Annotated in this window: 18 protein-coding genes; 14 read left to right on the top strand and 4 right to left on the bottom strand. The window is 62.0% G+C overall.

All coding sequences use genetic code 11. The features are described 5' to 3' along the window. The first annotated feature begins 93 nt into the window (after window positions 1-93). Together LLY24_RS15755 and tilS are read left to right on the top strand one after the other, a co-directional pair. Complete coding sequence (locus tag LLY24_RS15755; RefSeq protein WP_259037262.1) at window positions 94-1,047, top strand: acetyl-CoA carboxylase carboxyltransferase subunit alpha; 954 nt, start codon at window positions 94-96, stop codon at window positions 1,045-1,047. Further along, window positions 1,031-2,332 (top strand): tRNA lysidine(34) synthetase TilS, encoded by a 1,302-nt coding sequence (tilS, locus tag LLY24_RS15750; protein WP_259037261.1) that lies wholly within the window; start codon window positions 1,031-1,033, stop codon window positions 2,330-2,332. The genes LLY24_RS15755 and tilS overlap by 17 nt, the downstream gene beginning before the upstream one ends. Here tilS and ppx read toward each other — a convergent pair. Beyond that, window positions 2,327-3,871: an exopolyphosphatase gene (ppx, locus tag LLY24_RS15745; RefSeq protein ID WP_259037260.1), complete on the bottom strand. Its 1,545-nt coding sequence runs from the start codon at window positions 3,869-3,871 to the stop codon at window positions 2,327-2,329. The genes tilS and ppx overlap by 6 nt on opposite strands. Before the next feature lie 531 nt (window positions 3,872-4,402). Here ppx and rho point away from each other — a divergent pair. From rho to LLY24_RS15710, 7 genes are all read left to right on the top strand, one after another. After that, window positions 4,403-5,662 carry a transcription termination factor Rho gene (gene rho / locus LLY24_RS15740; protein ID WP_259037259.1) on the top strand — a complete coding sequence of 420 codons (1,260 nt, stop codon included), beginning with the start codon at window positions 4,403-4,405 and terminating at the stop codon, window positions 5,660-5,662. A 53-nt stretch (window positions 5,663-5,715) separates the two neighbouring features. Then, entirely contained in the window at window positions 5,716-7,227 is a 1,512-nt protein-coding gene (gene ubiD / locus LLY24_RS15735; RefSeq protein ID WP_259037258.1) for a 4-hydroxy-3-polyprenylbenzoate decarboxylase, read from the top strand. 24 nt (window positions 7,228-7,251) lie between these two features. Then, window positions 7,252-8,007, top strand: coding sequence for an NAD(P)H-flavin reductase (locus tag LLY24_RS15730; RefSeq protein ID WP_259037257.1), 756 nt, complete (start codon window positions 7,252-7,254; stop codon window positions 8,005-8,007). Between the two features lie 350 nt (window positions 8,008-8,357). Next, window positions 8,358-8,525, top strand: a complete 168-nt coding sequence (locus LLY24_RS15725; RefSeq protein WP_259037256.1) for a hypothetical protein — start codon at window positions 8,358-8,360, stop codon at window positions 8,523-8,525. A 2-nt stretch (window positions 8,526-8,527) separates the two neighbouring features. After that, complete coding sequence (locus LLY24_RS15720) at window positions 8,528-9,586, top strand: 3-deoxy-7-phosphoheptulonate synthase (protein ID WP_259037255.1); 1,059 nt, start codon at window positions 8,528-8,530, stop codon at window positions 9,584-9,586. Window positions 9,587-9,683: 97 nt separating this feature from the next. Then, window positions 9,684-10,196: a DUF3087 family protein gene (locus LLY24_RS15715; RefSeq protein ID WP_259037254.1), complete on the top strand. Its 513-nt coding sequence runs from the start codon at window positions 9,684-9,686 to the stop codon at window positions 10,194-10,196. Between the two features lie 25 nt (window positions 10,197-10,221). Then, window positions 10,222-10,950 carry an MliC family protein gene (locus LLY24_RS15710; protein ID WP_259037253.1) on the top strand — a complete coding sequence of 243 codons (729 nt, stop codon included), beginning with the start codon at window positions 10,222-10,224 and terminating at the stop codon, window positions 10,948-10,950. Between the two features lie 7 nt (window positions 10,951-10,957). Here LLY24_RS15710 and LLY24_RS15705 read toward each other — a convergent pair whose 3' ends face one another. Next, on the bottom strand, window positions 10,958-12,037 hold the full coding sequence (locus LLY24_RS15705) for a metal-dependent hydrolase (RefSeq protein ID WP_259037252.1): 1,080 nt from the start codon (window positions 12,035-12,037) through the stop codon (window positions 10,958-10,960). Window positions 12,038-12,176: 139 nt separating this feature from the next. Here LLY24_RS15705 and gloA point away from each other — a divergent pair, with 139 nt between their 5' ends. After that, on the top strand, window positions 12,177-12,617 hold the full coding sequence (gloA, locus tag LLY24_RS15700) for a lactoylglutathione lyase (protein WP_259037251.1): 441 nt from the start codon (window positions 12,177-12,179) through the stop codon (window positions 12,615-12,617). A gap of 30 nt (window positions 12,618-12,647) precedes the next feature. Next, a complete protein-coding gene (locus LLY24_RS15695) occupies window positions 12,648-13,103 on the top strand; it encodes an META domain-containing protein (RefSeq protein ID WP_259037250.1) in 456 nt (151 codons plus the stop codon). A gap of 95 nt (window positions 13,104-13,198) precedes the next feature. On the opposite strand, the gene LLY24_RS15690 is transcribed toward LLY24_RS15695, so the two are convergent. Both LLY24_RS15690 and LLY24_RS15685 read right to left on the bottom strand, forming a co-directional pair. Next, a complete protein-coding gene (locus tag LLY24_RS15690; protein WP_259037249.1) occupies window positions 13,199-13,927 on the bottom strand; it encodes a phosphatase PAP2 family protein in 729 nt (242 codons plus the stop codon). Between the two features lie 179 nt (window positions 13,928-14,106). Continuing rightward, entirely contained in the window at window positions 14,107-16,953 is a 2,847-nt protein-coding gene (locus LLY24_RS15685) for a valine--tRNA ligase (RefSeq protein ID WP_259037248.1), read from the bottom strand. A gap of 190 nt (window positions 16,954-17,143) precedes the next feature. Between LLY24_RS15685 and LLY24_RS15680 the strand changes: the two genes are divergently transcribed. The 3 genes from LLY24_RS15680 (at window position 17,144) to LLY24_RS15670 (ending at window position 21,370) form a co-directional block, all read left to right on the top strand. Continuing rightward, entirely contained in the window at window positions 17,144-18,163 is a 1,020-nt protein-coding gene (locus LLY24_RS15680; RefSeq protein WP_259037247.1) for an AI-2E family transporter, read from the top strand. 149 nt (window positions 18,164-18,312) lie between these two features. Beyond that, window positions 18,313-19,524: a YeeE/YedE family protein gene (locus LLY24_RS15675; RefSeq protein ID WP_259037246.1), complete on the top strand. Its 1,212-nt coding sequence runs from the start codon at window positions 18,313-18,315 to the stop codon at window positions 19,522-19,524. A gap of 169 nt (window positions 19,525-19,693) precedes the next feature. Continuing rightward, window positions 19,694-21,370, top strand: coding sequence for an NAD-dependent malic enzyme (locus LLY24_RS15670; RefSeq protein WP_259037245.1), 1,677 nt, complete (start codon window positions 19,694-19,696; stop codon window positions 21,368-21,370). The last annotated feature ends 4 nt before the right edge of the window (window positions 21,371-21,374 follow it).

Raw genomic sequence — 21,374 nt, 5'->3', positions numbered from 1 at the left:
AGGGACAGCCTTGCGTGACAGGGCCAGGGTGCGATAATGCCGTCCCATGAGAAAGCTCGTTTTCGACCAGGCTTATTTTTACAGGCAGAGCCGATGAACCCCAATTACCTCGATTTTGAACAGCCCGTTGCCGAACTCCAGGCAAAGATTGAGGAACTGCGTCTTGTCAGTTCCGATAGCCAAGTCAATCTCTCCGATGAGATCGCCCGGCTGGAAGAGAAAAGCCGCAAGCTGACGGAATCGATCTTCAAGGATCTGACTCCCTGGCAGGTCTCGCAGCTTTCCCGCCATCCCCAGCGCCCCTACACGCTCGACTACCTCGAGCATGTGTTCAGCGACTTCGACGAGCTGCACGGCGATCGTCACTTCGCCGACGATGCGGCCATCGTGGGGGGCGTGGCGCGCCTGAACGACAAGCCGGTCATGGTCATCGGTCACCAAAAAGGCCGCGACGTGAAGGAGAAGGTGCGGCGCAACTTCGGTATGCCGCGCCCGGAAGGCTACCGCAAGGCGTGTCGCCTGATGGAGATGGCCGAGCGCTTCAAGATGCCGATCCTCACTTTCATCGACACCCCCGGCGCCTACCCCGGTATCGATGCCGAAGAGCGCGGCCAGAGTGAAGCCATCGCCTACAACCTGGCGGTGATGTCGCGGCTGAAGACGCCGATCATCGCCACCGTGGTGGGCGAGGGCGGCTCTGGCGGTGCTTTGGCCATCGGCGTGTGCGACGAGCTGCAGATGCTGCAGTACTCCACCTACTCGGTGATTTCGCCGGAAGGCTGCGCCTCGATTCTATGGAAGAGCGCCGAGCGGGCCTCTGACGCTGCCCAGGCGATGGGCATCACCGCCGAGCGCCTCAAGGAGCTGGGTTTCGTCGATACCCTGATCAAGGAGCCGCTGGGCGGCGCTCACCGCCATCCGCAGACCACCTCCGAGCGGATTCGCGACGCGCTGACCAAGAGCCTGGAGCGGCTTACCGCGCTCGATACCGAGACGCTGCTGGAGCGCCGCTACCAGCGCTTGATGAGCTATGGCGCTCCCGCCTGAGGCGTGCCTCGAACGCTTGTTGACCGACGCCCTGGCGGAGATCCCGCCGGGGCGTGTCGTTTGGGTGGCGCTCTCCGGCGGGCTCGATTCCAGCCTGTTGCTGACGCTGGCTCAGCGCTGTTGCTTGGCCTCCGGGCGCAAACTACGCGCACTGCACGTCAATCACGGCCTCCAGGGCGCAGCCAGCGCCTTCGAGGCCCACTGCCGTGCGCTGTGCGAGCGCCTCGTCGTGCCGCTCAGCTGCATCGAGGTAAGCGTCGATGCGACCCAGGGCGGGGTCGAGGCGGCGGCGCGCCAAGCGCGCTACGCTGCCTTTGTCGCCCATATTCCCGCCCAGGATACGCTGTGGCTCGCCCAGCACCAGGACGATCAGGCCGAAACCTTTCTGCTCAATGCCCTGCGCGGCAGCGGCCCACGGGGGCTTGGCGCCATGCCGCGGGTGCGCCACCACGCAGGCATTTGGCTCGTGCGGCCCTGGCTTTCGCAAAGCCGTCAAGCGCTCGAAGAGGCGGCGCGGGCGCTAAAGGTGCCGTGGTGCGATGACCCCACTAACGCCGACATTGCGTTCGATCGCAACCGTCTACGCCACCGCGTGCTGCCGCTGCTGCGCGAGCGCTGGCCGCAGGCGGGGGCGCAGCTAGCCGAAAGTGCCCGCCAAGCGGGCGAAGCCGATGCTCTTTTGAGCGCTTATCTAATGGCCGATCTCGATGCGCTGCTAACGCCGCGCAACACCCTGCCGCTTGCCGCACTGGCCCTAAGCGAACGCGAACGCCCTCGGCTGCGCGCCCTGCTGCGCGTCTGGTGCCAGCGCCAAGGGCTCCCTGCGCCACCCCGGCGCCGTTTGGAGAGCTTGCTCGACCAGCTCGATGCTCGCCTCGATGCCCAGGTGCAAGTGGCCTGGGAGGGCGCAGAAATGCGCTGCTGGCGGGGGGAGCTCTACCTGCTGCAAGAACGCGAAGTGGTGTCTGATGGGCAGGTCGAGTGGTCGGGACGCGCACCGCTAGCCACGCCTTGGGGGACGCTTACGAGTTCTCTTGTCAACGATGAGGCGGTACGGGCAGAGGCGCCATTTCTGCGGGTCACGCCGCGTCAGGGTGGTGAGGTGATCGATCTTGCCGGGCGAGGGCGGCGCGATCTCAAAAGGCTACTGCAGGAGAGCGCGCTGCCGCCCTGGGAGCGCGCCCGCGTGTTGACGCTATGGGCAGGGGCGACCTGTGTGGCCGCCTGCCACCCGCAAAGCGGTGCCACATGGTGCGCTAGCGGCTGGCGCTGGGTGGTGTCATGAGCTCACCTCGCTGATCGCCAGCGTAAATCCGGTGGCGGCGAGGTAGGTCTGCTCCTGTTCGAGATCGGTGCGCAGTAGCGGCGGCTCGTCGCCAGCGGGCAGGGTGATGATCAGGCACTCGCCGTCGACGCTCAATGCATCGAACGCGAAAGGCGTCTCGGGGCGTGAGTGGTTGAGCAGCACGGCCAGGCGTAAAAGCCGCGCCAGCCGCGCGGCAGTTGCTTGCTGACCTTGGGGCAGGGCCTGCCACTCCTTGAGTGGAAACTTGCGCCGGTGGGCACGCACGAGAAAGGCCAGTAGGCGCTGCTCGGGGCGTGAGAAACCGGCGAGGTCCGAATGCTCCATCAGGTAGGCGCCATGGCGATGGAACTGGCTGTGTGAGATGGCGAGGCCAATTTCGTGAATCTGGCTGGCCCAGATCAGCTGGCGCCGATGCTCATCGTTGAGCGCCCACGCCTCTCTCACGCGCGCGAAGAGCGCGGTGGCCGTGGCGCTGACGTTTTCGGCCTGGCGGGTATCGACGTCGTAGCAGCGCTTGAGCGTGTCGATGCTTTGCTGGCGTGAATCTTCAGCGCTGTTGCGCCCGGCGAGATCGAACAGCACGCCCTCGCGCAGGGCGCCATCGGCAAAGCGCATCTGCTCGAGCTCAAAAGCTTCGAAAATGGCGCTCAAGATCGCCACACCCGCCGGGAAGACGCGCGCGCGGTCGGGCTTGAGGCCGTCGAGCGCGACCTTGTCGAGGTGCTTGCATTTGAGCAGGCGCTCGCGCAGCGCCTTGAGCCCTGCCCGGGTGATCACGCCTTCGTGGCTGACGTCGCCGTGGGCGAAAAGAACGCTCGCCGCCGCTTTGATGGTGCCGCTGGAGCCCACCGGGTCCGCCCAGCCCAGGCGCTGGTAGGGGCGCTGGATGTTGGCAAGCTCGGAGAGCGCGGCAAGCTCGGCGCGGCGCATGCGTTTGTCACTCAAATCGCCATCGGGGAAGAAGCGCCGGGTGTAGGTGACGCAGCCCATGCGCAGACTCTCGAGCGCTAGCGGCGCAAAGGCCTCGCCGATGATGAACTCGGTGGAGCCGCCCCCGATATCGGCAATCAAACGGCGGCCGTTCTCCGCCAGGGCGTGGGCCGCGCCCAGGTAGATCAGCCGCGCCTCTTCGCGCCCGGCGATGATCTCGATGGGATGGCCCAACTGCGCTTCGGCGCGCTCGATAAAGACCTGGCTATTGTGCGCATCGCGCAGGGCGTTGGTGCCGACGATGCGCAGGTTGCCAGGCTCGATGTCGCTCAAAAACGGAGCAAAGCGAGCGAGGCAGTCGAGGGCGCGCTGCATGGCCTCTTCGCTGAGGTTGCCGTCGTCGTCGATTCCTGCGGCGAGCTGGACCTTTTCGCCTAGCCGCGCCACTACCTGTAGCCGCGCGTTGTGGTAGTTGGCGACCAGTAGATGGAAGCTGTTGGACCCTAGGTCGATGGCGGCCAAGCGCTGCGGTTCGAAGCTTTGGGCGTCCGTGCCGACCTCATGAGTAAGCATGGTGTCCTGGGTCATGGGCTATCCTTGAAAGTGACTGTGCCAAGGTTGCGGCGGCCCCTGCGCGTTGTCAATTGAGCGAGGCACCTAAACGCTCAACGGCTGATCAGCGCTATGCACTGAACTGCGTTCTGCGTTATAACAGTGGCATTCAAGAGAAGAACGAAAGGGCATTTGAGAAGGGCTTGCGTTTATCCCGTGGCTTGACTACCATCGTCCTACTGGCTTGAATCGACTTGGTTGTCGATTACTTCAAACGCTATCTTCGTATCCACCCGGTAGCGTTGGCCAGATTATCCAAGTCATCAGATTACCCAAGTCGTCAGATATCCCACTGATCCAGCCGCATTCCCATGCGGGTCAGCGTAAGCGAGTGTTAGCATTTGGCGCTGAGCTCTTTAGCTCAGCCAAGCTCGGTACGATTCGTGTCTTCATTATCGGAGTCTGAACGCATCACAAGGCGCTTAGCCACATCATCATTTGCTACGCCTCCTATCTCGTTCCCGGCGCCTGGCGCCCAGCTTTCATGAGCAACTTTCTAACACGCCGATGAATCTTACTGAACTCAAGCAAAAATCCGTTCCCGAGCTGCTCGAACTCGCCCGCGAAATGGGTATCGACAACCTAGCTCGCTCGCGCAAGCAGGACATCATCTTCGCCATCCTCAAAAAGCACGCCAAGAGCGGCGAGGACATCTACGGCGATGGCGTGCTGGAAATCCTCCAGGACGGCTTTGGCTTTCTGCGCAGCGCCGACAGCTCCTACCTCGCTGGGCCGGATGACATCTACGTCTCGCCGTCACAGATCCGTCGCTTCAACCTGCGCAAGGGCGACTCCATCTCCGGTAAGATTCGTCCGCCCAAAGAAGGCGAGCGCTACTTCGCGCTGCTCAAGGTCAGTCAGATCAACTTCGACCGGCCTGAGAACGCCAAGCACAAGATCCTGTTCGAGAACCTGACGCCGCTGTTCCCGGAAGAGCGGCTGCGTATGGAGATCGGTAACGGCTCCACCGAGGATCTCACCGCCCGCATCATCGACCTGACCGCGCCCATCGGCAAGGGCCAGCGTGGTTTGCTCGTTTCCCCGCCCAAGGCGGGTAAGACGTTGATGCTGCAGAACATCGCCACGTCCATCACGCGTAACAACCCCGAGTGCCATCTGATCGTATTGTTGATCGACGAGCGCCCGGAAGAGGTGACCGAAATGTCGCGTACCGTGCGCGGCGAAGTGGTGGCTTCTACCTTCGACGAGCCGCCCGCGCGCCACGTCCAGGTCGCCGAGATGGTCATCGAGAAAGCCAAGCGCTTGGTCGAACACAAAAAAGACGTGGTCATCCTGCTCGACTCCATCACCCGCCTAGCGCGTGCTTACAACACCGTGGTGCCGAGTTCCGGTAAGGTGTTGACCGGTGGTGTCGACGCTCATGCCCTGGAGAAGCCCAAGCGTTTCTTCGGTGCTGCGCGTAACATCGAAGAGGGCGGCAGCCTCACCATCATCGCCACGGCCCTGGTCGATACCGGCTCGAAGATGGACGAGGTGATCTTCGAGGAGTTCAAGGGTACTGGCAACATGGAAGCGCACCTGGACCGTAAACTGGCGGAGCGGCGTGTGTTCCCGGCGATCAACATTCGTCGCAGCGGCACCCGCCGTGAGGACCTTCTGGCCTCGGAAGACGAGATGCAGCGCATGTGGATTTTGCGCAAGCTGCTCAATCCCATGGAAGATACGGCGGCGACCGAATTTTTGATCGACCGCTTGAAAGACACTAAGACCAACCTCGAATTCTTCGAGGCGATGAAGCGCCGCTAAGCTAGCGGTGCCCTGGCGGTTAGATTCGTATTGGCAGACCGAGGAGCCGGCGGTTGAAGTATCACGACCTGCGCGACTTTATTGCCGCCCTGGAAGCCCAGGGCGAGTTGAAACGTATCACGGCGGAAGTCGATCCCTACCTCGAAATCACCGAGATTTGTGACCGCACGCTACGAGCCGGTGGCCCGGCGCTGCTCTTCGAAAACGTCAAAGGGCACGACATGCCGCTGCTGGGCAATCTCTTCGGCACGCCTCGCCGGGTGGCTCTAGGAATGGGGCAGGAGTCGGTGGAGGCGCTACGTGAAGTGGGCAAGCTGTTGGCCTTTCTCAAGGAGCCCGATCCGCCCAAGGGGTTGAAGGACGCTTGGGAGAAGCTGCCGATTTTCAAGCAGGTGTTGAGCATGGGCCCTAAGCTCGTGCGTAAGGCGCCGGTGCAGGAGGTGGTGTTCGAAGGCGATGAGGTCGATCTCGACCGCCTGCCGATTCAGCACTGCTGGCCGGGCGATGCCGCACCGCTGGTCACCTGGCCGCTAGTCATCACTCGTGGGCCGCACAAGAAGCGCCAAAATCTGGGTATCTATCGTCAGCAGAAGATCGGCAAGAACCGCTTGATCATGCGCTGGCTCTCCCATCGCGGCGGCGCGCTCGATTTTCAGGAGTTCCAGCAGGCGCACCCCGGCGAGCCTTTCCCGGTGGCGGTGGCCCTCGGTGCCGACCCGGCGACGATTCTCGGCGCCGTCACCCCGGTGCCCGATTCGCTCTCCGAATACGCCTTTGCCGGGCTCTTGCGCGGCTCGCGTACGGAGCTGGTCAAGTGTGGCGAGAGCGATCTCGAAGTGCCCGCCTCGGCGGAGATCATCCTCGAAGGGGTGATTCACCCCGACGACATGGCGCCCGAGGGCCCCTTTGGCGACCATACCGGCTACTACAACGAAGTCGACCACTTCCCGGTCTTTACCGTGACGCGCATCACGCAGCGCCGCGATGCCATCTACCACTCGACCTACACTGGCCGCCCACCCGATGAGCCTGCCGTTCTCGGCGTTGCGCTCAACGAAGTGTTCGTGCCCATCCTGCGTAAGCAGTTCCCCGAGATCGTCGATTTCTATCTGCCCCCCGAAGGCTGCTCTTATCGCATGGCCGTCGTGACCATGAAGAAGCAGTACCCCGGCCACGCCAAGCGCGTGATGATGGGGGTGTGGAGCTTTCTGCGTCAGTTCATGTACACCAAGTTCGTCATCGTGCTCGACGACGATGTCGATGCGCGCAATTGGGAAGACGTGATCTGGGCGATCACCACGCGGATGGATCCGGCCCGCGATACCGTGCTGGTAGAGAATACTCCCATCGACTATCTCGACTTCGCCTCGCCCGTTTCGGGCTTGGGGTCGAAGATGGGGATGGACGCGACCAGCAAGTGGCCGGGCGAGACCGACCGCGAGTGGGGCACGCCGATCGTCATGGACGAGGCGGTCAAAGAGCGCGTCGATGCGCGTTGGGAGGAGCTTGGCATCGATCTGCCGCTGCCCACCCCGCGCACCGGCGGGCATCAAGGCAACCCCTGAACGAATTCCCTGAACGAGGTTTGCATGAGCGCAAGGACGTTGACTTGCCAAGTCACCCAGGTGGAAGAGCTTAACCCCGACGTGCTCGGGGTCACCCTGGAGGGACGCGCCGAGGCGATGCAGCACGCCCCCGGCCAGTATCTGGAGCTTCAGCTCGACGAAAACGTTTGGATTCCCTTCTCCATTGCCAGCGCCGATCGCGGTAATGGCACTCTGGAGCTGCATATCCAACACTGGCCCGAGCGCGGCAGCTCCGCCCGGGTGCGCGAACTTCTCAGCGTCGCTAACCGCTTGACCGTACGTCTACCCAGCGGCGAGTGCGTCCTCGACGAAGCCAGCGAACGCCCGCTGCTGTTGATCGCCGCCGGTACCGGCTTTGCCCAGATGAAGGCCATCGTCGAAGCGTCGCTTGCGCGTAAGCCTGAAAGAGCCATCGAGCTTTGGTGGGCTGCCCGCGAGCACCGCGATTTCTACGCCGAGGCGCTGGTAACCCAATGGGCACAGCAGTTCGATAACGTCCACTTCCATGCTGTTACCGAGTTCCCTCTGACCGAGCCTCTGGCCGAGGGCGAGCGTATCGCCCACTATCAGGGGCGTATCGATTTCGTGCTGGAGAAAGCTTCGACCGCGTTCGAAGACTACGATATCTATCTCTCGGGCTCGCCCGGCATGGTGTATGCGTGTCTCGACGTACTCGAGCGCCGTGGTATCCGTCAGGAGCGCGTTTTCTCTGACGTCTTCGCCTACGCGCCACGCCCTGCCGCCTCTTTGGGCTGTTAATCGGGTTGGTTAATGCGCCGCAAGGGCTTGCCATTCGGCGCAGCGACAGGCAGGATAGATTTCTACGATTTTCGATAAGCGCAGCATCCAAGGCGATTCCATGACCTCAGCGGCTAACCGACACACGCATCGCTTTTTGCCTTCACGGGTGAGTGGCGCGTGCGCGGCAGCCGTCTATTTCTGGTATTGGTTTAGCCAAGGTGGTCCTGTGGGCGACGTCTGAGTCGCACTAGCAGGGGCACCCTCCGCGGATGACCTGCCAATCAAACGCCCTGGCGGGATCACCCGCCGGGGCGTTTGCGTTTTGGCCTCAATGAAAGATCGCTACTCTTTAGGAAAGGAGCTGCACCATGATCCATCGTTACGTCGCCTCAATTGCTGAGTTAGTCACGCCATTCTCTGGTTATGGTGACTATTGGCGATTTACCGACGCGCGATCGGTGCAGCTGACCACCTCCGATCGTGTGGCCCTGGGTGGTCAACAACTGACACGATGTCACTCGTTACCGGAGAGTTAACAATGAATGCCCCCGTTGCCACACTAAAAAAATCGCCCGTTACCCATTCCATTAGTACGGCGGTGCAGTTGCCGTCGCCCGCCGAGCTCAAGCGTAAGCATTCACTTTCGCCAGCGCTCGCCGGTCAGGTAGAGCGCCAGCGTCAGGCCGTTCAGGCCATTCTTTCTGGAGTCGACGACCGCCTACTGGTCGTCGTCGGCCCGTGTTCCGTGCATGATCCTAACGCCGCGCTCGAGTACGCCGACCGCCTGGCACGGCTAAGCGAAGAGATCGATGAGCGCATCCTGCCGGTAATGCGCGTCTACATCGAGAAGCCGCGTACCACCGTGGGCTGGAAGGGACTCGCCTACGACCCAGAACTCAACGGCAGCGGCAACATGGCACGCGGTGTGGCGCTCTCGCGTGAACTGATGACCGAGGTTGCGGCGCGCGGGCTGCCGATTGCCACCGAGCTTTTGCAGCCGATGCTCGCACCCTATCTTGACGATGTACTGAGCTGGGTCGCCATTGGCGCGCGCACCACCGAGTGCCAGCTTCATCGCGAACTGGCAAGCGATCTTGACGCCGCCGTGGGGTTCAAAAACGCCACCAGCGGTGACGTGCAGGTCGCCATCGATGCGATGAAGGCGGCGGCGCACCCGCATCAGCGCTTTGCCATCGACGCCGAGGGGCGGTCCGTCGTCCAGAGCACCTCAGGGAATCCCTACGCCCATGTGGTGCTGCGCGGTGGCCACGGCGAACCCAACTACCAGACGCACCACGTTCAGGCCGCGATTCGTGCCTTGCGCGAGGCGGGGCAGAATCCCCGGCTGATGGTCGACTGCAGTCACGCCAACGCGCGTAAGGATCATCGCCGCCAGAGCGAAGTGCTGCTCGATGTGTTGGCTCAGCGCCAAGCGGGCGAGACCAACCTCGTAGCGCTGATGCTGGAGAGCCACCTTCACGAGGGTAAACAGGCGCTAGGAAGCGCCCTGCGCTACGGTGTTTCGGTCACCGATGCCTGTATCGGCTGGGAAACCACCGAGCACCTATTACGCCTGGCCGCCGAGAAACTGCGCTAAGGCTCGTCCTCGTTTGGCTTTCTGATTAGGCACTTTCCCTTGCCAGCCAGGGTCGGCCCCGTATGATGAGCGTTTCAGCGTTCACACGAGGCCGATCATGGCGATTTTTACCTTCGAACCTATCGACCCCAACGCCTACCGCCGCAAGGCGCGCATGATCACCTTCGCTCTGCTGGGGCAACTGGTGATCTTCGGTTTGCTCTTCGCCATGCTACTGGCGTCGGCGTTCGGCCCTGGGCTCTGGCCCAACGTTTTCGGCGTCGTGCTGGGGCTTTTGGCTACCAGCGCGCTCTTTGCCGTGCTGCGCGAGCGCCCCTGGATGCGTGAGGTGCGCTACGTGGGCCAACTCAAACAGTCGCTGTCGCACATTAGCAGCTACCTACCGGCACTACGGCGTGGTGTCGAGGAGGACAACCGTAGCGCGCTGGATGTATTGGCTTTCTTTTACGCGGGCCTCGATCAAATGGCCGAACTCAACGGCCGTACGCGCGACGCCAACAGTGAGCGCGATGCCGAGCGCCGCCGCATCGACGCCAAACGCGAGGAGCTAGGGCTGCCTGCTCGCGTCGAGCACTTCGATCCTCAGGACCTCAGCGCCTTCACCCGATAACAATCACGCCTCAGGGAGCAATAAGATGGCGAACCAATATGGCCTTGTGGCCGCGACTTTGATGCTGGCGGCACTTACAGGCTGTGCTGCCACGCCTAACGCTCAGTCAGGCGGGCAGATAGGTGAACAGGAGAGGGCGGAGAACCGGGCGCCGCTATTGCCTTCGGCGCTCTTCGCCGGCGGCGCCGCGCGCTTCGAGAGCTGGCAGTGCCAGCCCGCCAATCAGAACCTGGTGACGGCGCAGGACGGCGAAACGCTTAGGCTGTGGTCGCTGTATGGCGCCTGGAAGCTGCCTCAGGCTAGGGTGGCGAGCGGTGCGCGCTATCAAGATAGCGATATCGGCTTTTGGGAGCGCGGCGAGCGCGCTCAGGTCGAGACCCCGCGCGGGCAGCTACAGTGCGAGAAGGGGAGCGCGCGTTCGCTTCTCACGCGGCGCGATCACCCCGAGGTGATGTTCTTCGCCCGCGGTAACGAGCCCGGCTGGTCGATTGCGCTACACAACACCACGCCTTCGCTTCACCTAGTGACCCGCTACGGCGAAGAGCAGCAGACACGGCCCTACGTGATCAGTGTGATGGACAACGCTGCCGGGCGCGTGGTGCTGGAAAACGTCGACGGGGATGATTTCTTTCGCGTGCGCATCGAAGCGGCGGCCTGCTTTGACGATATGAGCGGCGAGCCTTTTCCGGCCCGCGTCACCTTGAGCCTTAATGGCGAGCAGCTAAGCGGCTGCGGTCAGGGCATCGCACCCTGATAGCGTCTCAGCACACCTCGACGAGCGGCTCGGTGCGCCACTCGCGCGCCACGAAATCGCTGATGCACATCGCGCTAGGGTCGCCCAGGGCGCGCGAGGTCAGGCGCGACAGGGTTTCCAAACTCAGCCCGCGCGGCGCGCTGATCTGATCGGTAACGTCGGCAGGTAGCCATTCGTCGCTGCCCTCGCGCGTCGCTAGGGCAAAATTGAACGGATGAAAGCCGGGAAAACCGAGGCGAATGTCGGTGGCTAGCAGCGTCTCGCCTCGCTCTGACGGATCCTGGGCGACTTCAAAGCGCAGGAAAGGGCCGCTGAACCACGCCAAGCGCTGGCCCTGGGGCGAGGCCAGCGCGAAGGGCTCGAGCTCGGCATTGCGCGTCAGCGCCTCAAGGTGAGGGAGGTGATCGCCGTCGAAAACGCTGACCAGCCCTTCGTAGTAGCGCGTGTCGTTCATTACCGTAACCCGCCACAGGAGCACGTTGAACGGTGTCGGCTGGACCAAGCGCGGGGCCTCGGTAAGGCCGCGCTCGGCAAGCGCGGGCGCGAGTTGGCGCTCGACGTGCCACTTGGCCCCTGCGGCAAGTGTCAGGTAGAGCGTCGAGAGGGCCAGCCCCCAGGTACAGGCGCGGCGAACGTTTTGCGACAGTAGCCCCGCACCCAGTGCCGCTAGAAGCGGCAGCGTATAGAACGGGTCGATGATGAAGATGATCGGCCAAGCGACCGGCGGGCCTGCCAGCGGCCAGAAGAGCTGAGTGCCGTAGGTGGTCAAGGCATCGAGCAGCGGATGGGTCACCAGGCAGAGCACGAAGAACAGCCACCAGGCGCGAAAGGAAACGTCACGCGGCGGCGCAAAACGGTGGCAGATCAGCGCCAAAAGCGTGCCCACACCCGTCAGGACGAACAGCGAGTGGCTAAAGCCGCGATGCTCTGTCACGTTGGCCACGGCGTCACCGTAGTCGATCACCACGTCCAGGTCGGGCAGCGTACCCAGCAGCGCGCCGATGAGAATGGCCTTGCGGCCCAGGCGGCGCCCTAGTACGGCGCCTCCAACGGCGGCTCCCAGTGCAGCTTGCGTGACTGAATCCACGGTTTTCTCCTATGGGTAACCCAGCTAAGATAAACGCTGATCGTGATTATACAGCGTTGATAAAAGGTATGTCTTGTGTCGCATTTTTGTAACGAAAACGCACGCTGTTAGCGGCCAAGACCCCCTATAAGGAGTTCCCATGCAGTTTCTTCACACCATGGTACGGGTCAGCGACCTGGACGCCTCTTTGCACTTCTACTGCGACCTGCTGGGTCTAAAAGAGGTGCGCCGCAAGGAAAACGAAAAAGGCCGCTTCACCTTGATCTTCTTGGCCGCGCCCGAAGACGAAGCGCGCTCGGAGCGCCTGACCGCGCCAGAGCTCGAGCTTACCTACAACTGGGACCCGGAGAGCTACACCGGCGGGCGTAATTTCGGTCACCTGGCCTACCGCGTGGACGATATCTACGCCCTGTGTCAGAAACTGCAGGATAATGGTGTGACGATCAACCGCCCGCCGCGCGATGGTTACATGGCCTTCGTGCGCTCGCCGGACGGTATTTCCGTCGAGCTACTGCAAAAAGGTGATGCCCTGGCCCCTGCGGAGCCCTGGGCGTCGATGGAAAACAGCGGCAGCTGGTAAGGCCGCTCATCACGGTAGAAGGAAGGTGACATGCAACGCGCGATATTTCGTCTGGCAAGCGCTGGGCTTTTAGGGTTGGTGCTGGCCGGGTGTAGCAGTACGCCGAGCGAGACGCACTACCCAACGCCCTCGAGCGACAAAGGGTTGACTGGGGATGTCGTCGAGCAGCGGTGGAATCTTTTGCTCGTCGGCACCGACGAGCGTCTATCGATGCCGGAAACGCCCCACTTTCGTATTGGCCGCGACGGTAAGGTGAGCGGCAGCGATGGCTGTAACACCTTTACCGGGACGGCTACGCTTGGCGATAGTCAGCGTATCGAGATCAGTCGGCTGGCGAGTACGCGCATGGCCTGTCCTAAACAGGCCGACGCCCAGCGCGTCACCGGCATGTTGGAAAACGCCTACCGCTACCTGATCGACCACGATCGCTTAGTGCTCTTCGGCCCCGATAGTCGCGTACTGGGCGGCTGGCGCGAAGCCAAATAAACCGCCTTTTTGCATTAACAAACACGCCCGGCAGTTCCATGTGTACTGCCGGGCGTGTTTGTTTTAGCCGCTGCTTTAGGCGATGGCGCTTTCGGTCACCCCCCTTTCGAGCCAGTGAGCGAGGCGACGAGGCGGTGGAAGGACGCCTCGAAAAAGCGCGCCATCTGCTCGACCAGGCGCATGATGTAGGCGTTACACAGAATCCAGGGAAGCGCTACCAAGGCGATGGCAAGGGCGCCGAAGTATACGTCGCTGACCCAGTGTCCGCCCACCATGATACGCGGCAGCGTCACGAGGACCGCTACGGCCACCGACAGCGAAGCGATCAGGCGGTCAGCAAAGCGCAGCATAAAGGTAGCGAAGACCATGGCCAGAAGCCCGTGGTCGCTTGGGAAGCTGTTGGCCGCCTCGGCCTTGGCATTGATCAAGGTGTAGTCGGTGAGCAGGTTGGCGCCATCGTGAAACAGCGTGGGGCTCGGGCGCTCCATGAGCAGATGGACGTGCAGCATCTCACCAAATAGGGCCCCAACCGCCGCCATGATGAGACCGATGGCCAGCCACTTGGGCCAACGACCGCTTTTGTCGCGCAGCATGGCGAAAAACAGAATCACCACCAGCACGCCGAACATAACGTAATCGAAGGCGCGCGTGTTGAGCAGTGCCAATGCTTCGACCCAGCGCGGATAGACGGGACTGATGAACTGGTTGAAGAAAAAGAACACGTCATCATCGAGCTTGGTCCAGAACAGCACCGAAGGAAGCCACCAGCTCAGAATCAGGGCAAAGCCCAGCGCGTTGCAAAAAAGGATACGGCGAAGTTGCATAACGGGTCACCATGGGGAAGTAGCCAGTGATGGCGTCAGGATAGTTGATTAGCGTGTTAATGAACAGTGTTTGATAATGCCCGCAGGCGCTCAACCCAGGATATGAACGCGCAAGAAAAAGCCCGGCGCGAAGCCGGGCATGAGAGAAGTGGGAAAAAGTGGCGGTGAACGCCTGCTTTTTAGAGCGAGGCGATCTTCGCGCGCTGCTCTTCTAGAAGCTTTTTGGCGGACTGGAAGTCGGCGAGCTTACCGCGCTCTTTCTCGACCACAGCGGCTGGGGCCTTGGCCATGAAGCCTTCGTTGCCAAGCTTTTTCTCGATGCCACCGATTAGTTTGTCCTGCTTCTCGATCTCTTTGGCCAAGCGCGCAAGCTCGGCGTCTTTGTCGATGAGATCGGCCATGGGGACGAGCACTTCCATGTCACCAACAATTTGAGTGGCGGCAAGCGGGGCGTCTTCTGGGTTGGCGAGCCAAGTCACACTTTCGAGCTTGGCGAGCTTGGCCAGGAACAGGCGGTTGGCGTTCAGGCGCTCGGCATCGTTAGGCTGGCCTTTGGTCAACAGCACCTCCAGCGGCTTGCCGGGGGCGATGTTCATCTCGGCGCGAATGTTGCGCACGGCGATGATGACACCCTTGAGCCACTCGATGTCGCGCGTCGCCTGATAGTCGATCTTGCTCTCGTCCGCCACCGGCCAGGTCTGGGTCATGAGCGAGGCGTCGCCGCCTGGATGACGGCCCGCCAGCGGCGCAACGCGCTGCCAGATCTCCTCGGAGATGTAGGGCATCATCGGATGCGCCAAGCGCAGAATGGTTTCGAGCACACGCACCAGCGTACGGCGAGTGCCGCGTTTTGCCTCGGCGCTGGCGGCGTCGTCCCAAAGTACCGGTTTGGAGAGCTCAAGGTACCAGTCGCAGTACTCGTTCCAGACGAACTCATAGAGCGCTTGGGAAGCGTGGTCGAAGCGGTACTCTTCCAGCGCTTTGGTGACCTGGGCCTCAGTCTTCTGCAACTGGGAGATGATCCAGCGGTCGGCGAGCGAGAGCTCGACCGGCTCGTCCTGGGCGCCGCAATCCTCGCCTTCGGCGTTCATCAGTACGTAGCGCGAGGCGTTCCACAGCTTGTTGCAGAAGTTGCGGTAGCCATCCAGGCGGTTCATATCGAATTTGATATCGCGCCCGGTGGTCGCTTGGGACAGGAACGTGAAGCGTAGCGCATCGGTGCCATGGGGCTCGATGCCGTCCTTGAACTCTTCTTTGGTCGCCTTGGCGATTGCCTTGGCTTTCTGCGGCTGCATCATATTGCCGGTGCGTTTTTCCAGCAGCGCTTCCAGGCTGATGCCGTCGATCAAATCGATCGGGTCGAGCACGTTGCCCTTGGACTTCGACATCTTCTGGCCCTGACCGTCGCGCACCAGACCATGCACGTAAACAGTCTTGAAGGGGACCTCACCGGTGAACTTGAGCGTCATCATGATCATCCGGGCGACCCAGAAGAAGATGATGTCGAATCCGGTGACCAGCACGCTCGACGGATGGAAGGTCTCGAGTTCCGGCGTCTTTTCCGGCCAGCCGAGGGTGCCGAAGGTCCAAAGGCCCGAGCTGAACCAGGTGTCCAGCACGTCCTCGTCCTGGGTGAGCGTTACATCAGCACCAAGGCCGTGCTTCTCGCGAGCTTCCGCTTCGGAGCGCGCCACGTAGACGTTGCCTTGCTCGTCGTACCAGGCGGGAATGCGGTGGCCCCACCAGAGCTGACGCGAGATGCACCAGTCCTGCAGGTCGCGCATCCAGGAGAAGTACATGTTCTCGTAGTTCTTGGGTACGAACTGGATATCGCCGTTCTCGACCGCCTCGATGGCGGGTTTGGCTAGGCTTTCGACTGCTACGAACCACTGGTCGGTCAGAAGCGGCTCGATGACATCGCCCGAGCGGTCGCCATAGGGCAGGGTATTGCTGACGGTTTCTACTTCGACGAGCAAGCCGAGCGCGTCCATATCGGCGACGATCTGTTTGCGCGCTTCGAAGCGATCAAGACCTGCGTATTTTTCGGGCAAACGCGCATCTGCGTCTGGCTGTGGCTGGCCCTTGAGATCAAAAATCTCAGCGCGCTCGAGAATCGTTGCGTCTTTTGAGAAGACGTTAATCAGCAGGTGGTTATGGCGCTTACCGACTTCGTAGTCGTTGAAGTCGTGGGCTGGGGTGATCTTTACGCAGCCCGAACCTTTCTCCATGTCGGCGTGTTCATCGGCGACGATGGGAATGCGACGACCCACCAAGGGAAGCTCGATGTAATCGCCAATCAATGAGGCGTAGCGCGCGTCGTCCGGGTTCACCGCCACGCCGGTATCGCCTAAAAGCGTCTCCGGGCGGGTGGTGGCGACGATGATGTGATCCTTGCCGTCGGCGGTTTTGATGCCGTCGGCGAGCGGATAGCGGAAGTGCCAGAAGCTGCCCTGCTGGTCACGATTCTCGACTTCGAGATCGGAGATGGCGGTATGCAGCGTCGGGTCCCAGTTGACTAGGCGCTTGCCGCGATACACGAGGCCCTCTTCATGCAGACGCACGAAGACTTCCTGCACCGCCTTATAGAAGCCGTCGTCCATGGTGAAGCGCTCGCGGGACCAGTCGACGCTGGCGCCCATGCGGCGCAGCTGACGCGTGATGTGCCCGCCGGACTCCTCCTTCCACTCCCAGATTCTGTCGGTGAACGCCTCGCGGCCCAGATCGTGACGCGTCTTGCCCTCTTCCGCGGCCACCTTGCGCTCGACCAGCATCTGCGTCGCGATACCGGCGTGGTCGGTGCCCACCTGCCAAAGCGTGTTGTTACCCTGCATCCGCTTCCAGCGCGTCAGGGTATCCATGATGGTGTCCTGGAAGGCGTGGCCCATATGCAGGCTGCCGGTGACGTTGGGCGGCGGAATCATGATCGAGAAGGGCGCACCCTTGCCCGAAGGGGCAAAGCGGTTGTCGGCTTCCCAGCGCTGGTACCAGCGGGTTTCGATCTGTTCGGGTTGGTAGGTCTTTTCCATGCAAACGGCTCGCAGGCAGCGCCCCTGAGCGCGGGCAGGGGCGGCGGTGGTCGGTTGAAAAATGGGGTCAAGTATAGCGCGAACGGCGCCGCGCTTGAACGGATTGTTCTATAGTGGTCTTCGCCTGCTGCCCCACCAGTGGGTAGTGACGGATCGCTTCGACTTTCGCATTGACAAAGGAATGTATTGAATGCGCGCGACTTATCGACATCAACGCTTTACCGAGCGCGTACTGATCGTACTAGTGCTCGTTGCCGTGGTGCTGACGCTGTGGCAGCTCACGGGGTTATTGATTTTGGTCTTTGGCGCAGTGGTAGGGGCGAGCATCTTACAGGCCTGCATGGTGCCGCTGTTGCGGCTGGGGCTTCCGCGTTGGCTTGCGCTGATCATCGTTTTGGTGGTGCTAACCGCGGCGCTTTTGCTAATGAGCTGGGGCTTTGGCGCCCAGGTCTCGGCGGAGATGTCGTCGCTTGCCACGATGTTGCCGGATGCCTGGGAACAACTGCAAGCGCGGCTTGAGGACTCGCAGTTGGCGCCCTTGATCGACAACGCCGCCGAGAGTGCGGGAAGCATTATGGAGGGCGGCATCTCGCAAGTTGGCACCGTGGTAGTGGCCATGGGCGGGAGCGTGGTGAACTTCTTCGTGCTGCTGGTGGGTATGGTCTACTTTGCTGCGCAGCCGAGTCTCTATCGTCGCGGGCTTTTGCTGCTTGCGCCGGTGAAAAGCCGCAAGCGCCTGGGGGAGGCACTGGACGCAAGCGGCAAGGCGCTGCGCTTCTGGCTGGGTGGGCAACTGGTCGCCATGGCGGTAACGGGAATCTTGGTGGGCGTGAGCATGTGGCTGCTCGGTGTGCCCGCCGCCTTGGGGCTTGGGCTGATTGCGGGGCTTTTAGATTTCGTACCACTCATCGGCCCGATCGTCGCGGCCATTCCCGCGCTGCTCCTGGCCTATACGGTGAGCCCGGAAACGGCGCTGTTCGTGCTGATTGCCTACGTCATCATCCAACAGATCGAAGGTAACGTCCTGCAGCCGCTGGTGCAGCAGCGCGCGGTCAATTTGCCGCCTGCGCTGCTGCTGTTTGCGCTGTTGGCGACGAGCACGCTGTTCGGTCTGCCTGGGGTGATCCTTGCCGCGCCGCTGACCGTCGTGGCCTTTGTGCTAGTCAACGAGCTGTATGTAGTGCGCGAGGATGACGCGCAGGAGGGGTAGGGGCGGATGAAAGGAGCTTGCGCTGGGGTCGCCGAGCGTTAAGCTTGTAGGGTTATCCACACCGCCTTGGGGCTTTGTTCGTCCACAGGCCCAAGGCTTGGCAAGCGTTTGCGCAAGCCGCTTGCGTAAAATTAGAGATAGGTGCGTCTATGTCGACTACCACGGCCGCAGCGCCGGTTGCTTATCGTGTCCCCCTGATCGCCACGGCGGCGATCGTGCTCGGAGCACTGCTGATCGGCGTCTTCTTTGGCGCCAACACCGGCCTTTTGCTGATCGTTGGCGGGCTTCTGGGTATGGTGCTTTATCATGCCGCCTTCGGTTTTACCTCCGCCTGGCGGGTGTTCATCAAAGAGCGCCGGGGTCGCGGGCTGCGCGCTCAAATGGTGATGCTGGCACTGGCGGTGGTGCTGTTCTTCCCCGCGCTGGGGGCGGGTACGCTCTTCGGTACGCCGGTGAGCGGCTTCGTCTCGCCCATCGGTATTTCAGTGTTGTTCGGCGCTTTTCTATTCGGCGTCGGCATGCAGCTTGGTGGCGGCTGTGCCTCGGGTACGCTTTTCACCGCAGGCGGCGGTAATGCGCGCATGCTGATCACATTGCTCTTTTTCATCGTCGGCTCGGTGATCGGTTCGGCCCACTTCGGCTGGTGGCAGAGCCTGCCATCGTTCGATCCCATTTCGCTAGTCGATATCGCCGGAGTGAGCGGCGGCATTGCGGTGAGCTTGATTCTGTTTGCTGCTATCGCTGCCTTCACCGTGGTGATGGAGCGCAAGCGCCACGGCCAGCTGGAAGCCGCGCCTGCGGTTACCAAACCAAGCGCCGAGCGCTGGCTGAGTGGGCCCTGGCCGCTGCTCGCCGGGGCGGTGGCGCTGGCGCTGCTGAACTTCGCGACGCTGGCGCTTGCCGGTCGCCCTTGGGGCATTACCTCCGCATTCGCCCTTTGGGGGGCCAAGGTGTACGAGCTCTTCGGTGGCAGCGTCGGTGGCTGGAGTTACTGGCAGACGCCGGGCAACGCCGCGGCGCTGCAGTCGAGCATTTGGAGCGATATCACCACGGTGATGAACGTCGGTATCATGCTCGGCGCCCTGGTGGCCGCGCATCTGGCTGGACGTTTTGCACCCAACTTTCGCATTCCGCTGCGCTCAGGTGCGGCGGCCGTCATTGGCGGGCTGATGCTGGGTTACGGTGCGCGGCTCGCTTTTGGCTGCAACATCGGCGCCTATTTCAGCGGCATCGCCTCGGGCAGTTTGCACGGCTGGGTGTGGCTGGTGGCGGCCTTTGCGGGCAACATGGTCGGGGTGAAACTGCGCCCGCTGTTCTTTACCGGGGAGGCGGCACGGCAGCCAGCGGCAAAAAGCTGCTAAAGCGTAACATTTTGATTTCTCGCTGCCCCGGTAAAAACCGGGGCATTTTTTTGCCTGCAACGCGGTGTCTGTGCCACCTTTGCTCTACACGCGTGGTACATTAGTTTCATATAACCGTAAACGCTTGAAATTGCTGCGCTGCAGCAGCGATGGATGAGAAGAGATGCCCATGACGCAGAGCAAACGCCCCTTATACATTCCTTACGCCGGTCCTTCCCTACTCGAGATGCCGCTATTGAACAAAGGCAGCGCGTTTACTCAGGAGGAGCGAGTCGCCTTCAATCTCATTGGCCTGCTGCCGCAAAAGGTCGAGACCATCGACGACCAGCTCGAGCGCAGCTATCGCCAATATCAGCAGTGTCATAGCGATCTGGACCGCCATATCTTTCTACGCGCCATTCAGGACGATAACGAAACCCTCTATTTCCGCCTGGTCTCCGAGCATCTCGAAGAGATGCTGCCGATCATCTACACCCCTACCGTAGGTAAGGCGTGTCAGGAGTTTTCCAACATCTATCGCAACCACCGGGGGCTTTTCATCAGCTACCCGGACCGCGAGCATATGGATGATATGCTGCGCAGCGCCACCAAGGACAACGTCAAGGTCGTGGTGGTGACCGACGGCGAGCGTATTCTCGGCCTTGGCGACCAGGGCATCGGCGGCATGGGTATTCCCATCGGCAAGCTGGCGCTGTACACCGCCTGTGGCGGTATCAGCCCGGCCTACACGCTGCCGATCATGATCGACGTGGGCACCAACAATCAGTCGCTACTCGAAGACCCCATGTACATGGGTTGGCGCCACGAGCGTATCGGCCAGGAAGAGTACGACGCCTTCATGGCCGATTTCGTCGCCGCAGTGAAGCGCCGCTGGCCCAACGTATTGTTGCAGTTCGAAGACTTCGCCCAGGCCAATGCCGTGCCGCTGCTCGAGCGCTATCGCGATGAGCTGTGCTGCTTCAACGACGACGTCCAGGGCACCGCTTCGGTCGTGGTGGGTACGCTGATGGCGGCCTGTCAGGCCCGTGAGGAGACCATCGCCAGCCAGCGCGTGGTGTTCGTTGGTGGCGGCTCGGCCGGCTGCGGCATTGCCGAGCAGGTGGTGGTCGCCATGCAGGCCGAAGGCTTGAGCGAGGCCGAAGCGCGGGCGCGTATCTTTATCATCGACCGCGAAGGTTTGATGACCAGCGATCAGAGCTGGCAGCGCGATTTCCAGCGCCGCCTGGCCCACGACCCTGCGTTGGTGGCTAGCTGGAACGGTCAGGGCTTGGAAGAGACCATCGCTCAGATGAAGCCGACCGTCTTGATCGGCGTATGTGGGCAGAAAGGCATCTTCACTGAGCAGGTCGTGCGGACCATGCACGCGGGCTGCGAGCACCCGGTCATCATGCCGCTCTCCAACCCCACCTCCCAGGCCGAGGCCACTCCGGAAGACGTCATTCGCTGGACCGACGGTCAGGCGCTGGTCGCTACCGGCAGCCCCTTCGCGCCGGTGGTTTACAACGGTCGTACCTACCCGATCGCTCAGTGCAACAACGCCTACATCTTCCCCGGCATTGGCCTTGGGGTCGTTGCCGCCAACGCCAGCCGTATCACCGATGAGATGCTGATGAGCGCCTCTCGGGCCCTGGCGCGCGAAGCGCCGTTGGTCAAAGAGGGCAAGGGGGCGCTGCTACCGCCGCTTTCGCGCATCCGCGAGATCAGTAAGGCCATCGCCTTCGAAGTGGCGGCCACGGCGCAGCACAACGGCGTGGCGCTGACCACCAGCGGCACCACGCTGCGCGAGAACATCGAAAAGGCCAGCTGGTCGCCGGACTACCGCACCTATCGCCGCCGCGCGGTGTAAGCGC

Origin of the sequence: Halomonas dongshanensis, assembly GCF_024790395.1 — a bacterium.
Classification (GTDB): Bacteria; Pseudomonadota; Gammaproteobacteria; order Pseudomonadales; family Halomonadaceae; genus Vreelandella; species Vreelandella dongshanensis.
This window is presented reverse-complemented; position numbering and strand designations above follow the sequence as displayed.

Excerpts from the sequence above, each read along its gene's own strand:
- LLY24_RS15715 (WP_259037254.1), top strand. The coding sequence starts at position 9,684 with ATGGCGATTTTTACCTTCGAACCTATCGACCCCAACGCCTACCGCCGC.
- gloA (WP_259037251.1), top strand. The coding sequence starts at position 12,177 with ATGCAGTTTCTTCACACCATGGTACGGGTCAGCGACCTGGACGCCTCT.
- LLY24_RS15685 (WP_259037248.1), bottom strand. The coding sequence starts at position 16,953 with ATGGAAAAGACCTACCAACCCGAACAGATCGAAACCCGCTGGTACCAG.
- LLY24_RS15670 (WP_259037245.1), top strand. The coding sequence starts at position 19,694 with ATGACGCAGAGCAAACGCCCCTTATACATTCCTTACGCCGGTCCTTCC.
- LLY24_RS15690 (WP_259037249.1), bottom strand. The coding sequence starts at position 13,927 with ATGCAACTTCGCCGTATCCTTTTTTGCAACGCGCTGGGCTTTGCCCTG.
- tilS (WP_259037261.1), top strand. The coding sequence starts at position 1,031 with ATGGCGCTCCCGCCTGAGGCGTGCCTCGAACGCTTGTTGACCGACGCC.
- LLY24_RS15710 (WP_259037253.1), top strand. The coding sequence starts at position 10,222 with ATGGCGAACCAATATGGCCTTGTGGCCGCGACTTTGATGCTGGCGGCA.
- LLY24_RS15695 (WP_259037250.1), top strand. The coding sequence starts at position 12,648 with ATGCAACGCGCGATATTTCGTCTGGCAAGCGCTGGGCTTTTAGGGTTG.
- LLY24_RS15730 (WP_259037257.1), top strand. The coding sequence starts at position 7,252 with ATGAGCGCAAGGACGTTGACTTGCCAAGTCACCCAGGTGGAAGAGCTT.
- LLY24_RS15720 (WP_259037255.1), top strand. The coding sequence starts at position 8,528 with ATGAATGCCCCCGTTGCCACACTAAAAAAATCGCCCGTTACCCATTCC.
- LLY24_RS15680 (WP_259037247.1), top strand. The coding sequence starts at position 17,144 with ATGCGCGCGACTTATCGACATCAACGCTTTACCGAGCGCGTACTGATC.
- rho (WP_259037259.1), top strand. The coding sequence starts at position 4,403 with ATGAATCTTACTGAACTCAAGCAAAAATCCGTTCCCGAGCTGCTCGAA.
- ppx (WP_259037260.1), bottom strand. The coding sequence starts at position 3,871 with ATGACCCAGGACACCATGCTTACTCATGAGGTCGGCACGGACGCCCAA.
- LLY24_RS15755 (WP_259037262.1), top strand. The coding sequence starts at position 94 with ATGAACCCCAATTACCTCGATTTTGAACAGCCCGTTGCCGAACTCCAG.
- LLY24_RS15675 (WP_259037246.1), top strand. The coding sequence starts at position 18,313 with ATGTCGACTACCACGGCCGCAGCGCCGGTTGCTTATCGTGTCCCCCTG.
- LLY24_RS15725 (WP_259037256.1), top strand. The coding sequence starts at position 8,358 with ATGATCCATCGTTACGTCGCCTCAATTGCTGAGTTAGTCACGCCATTC.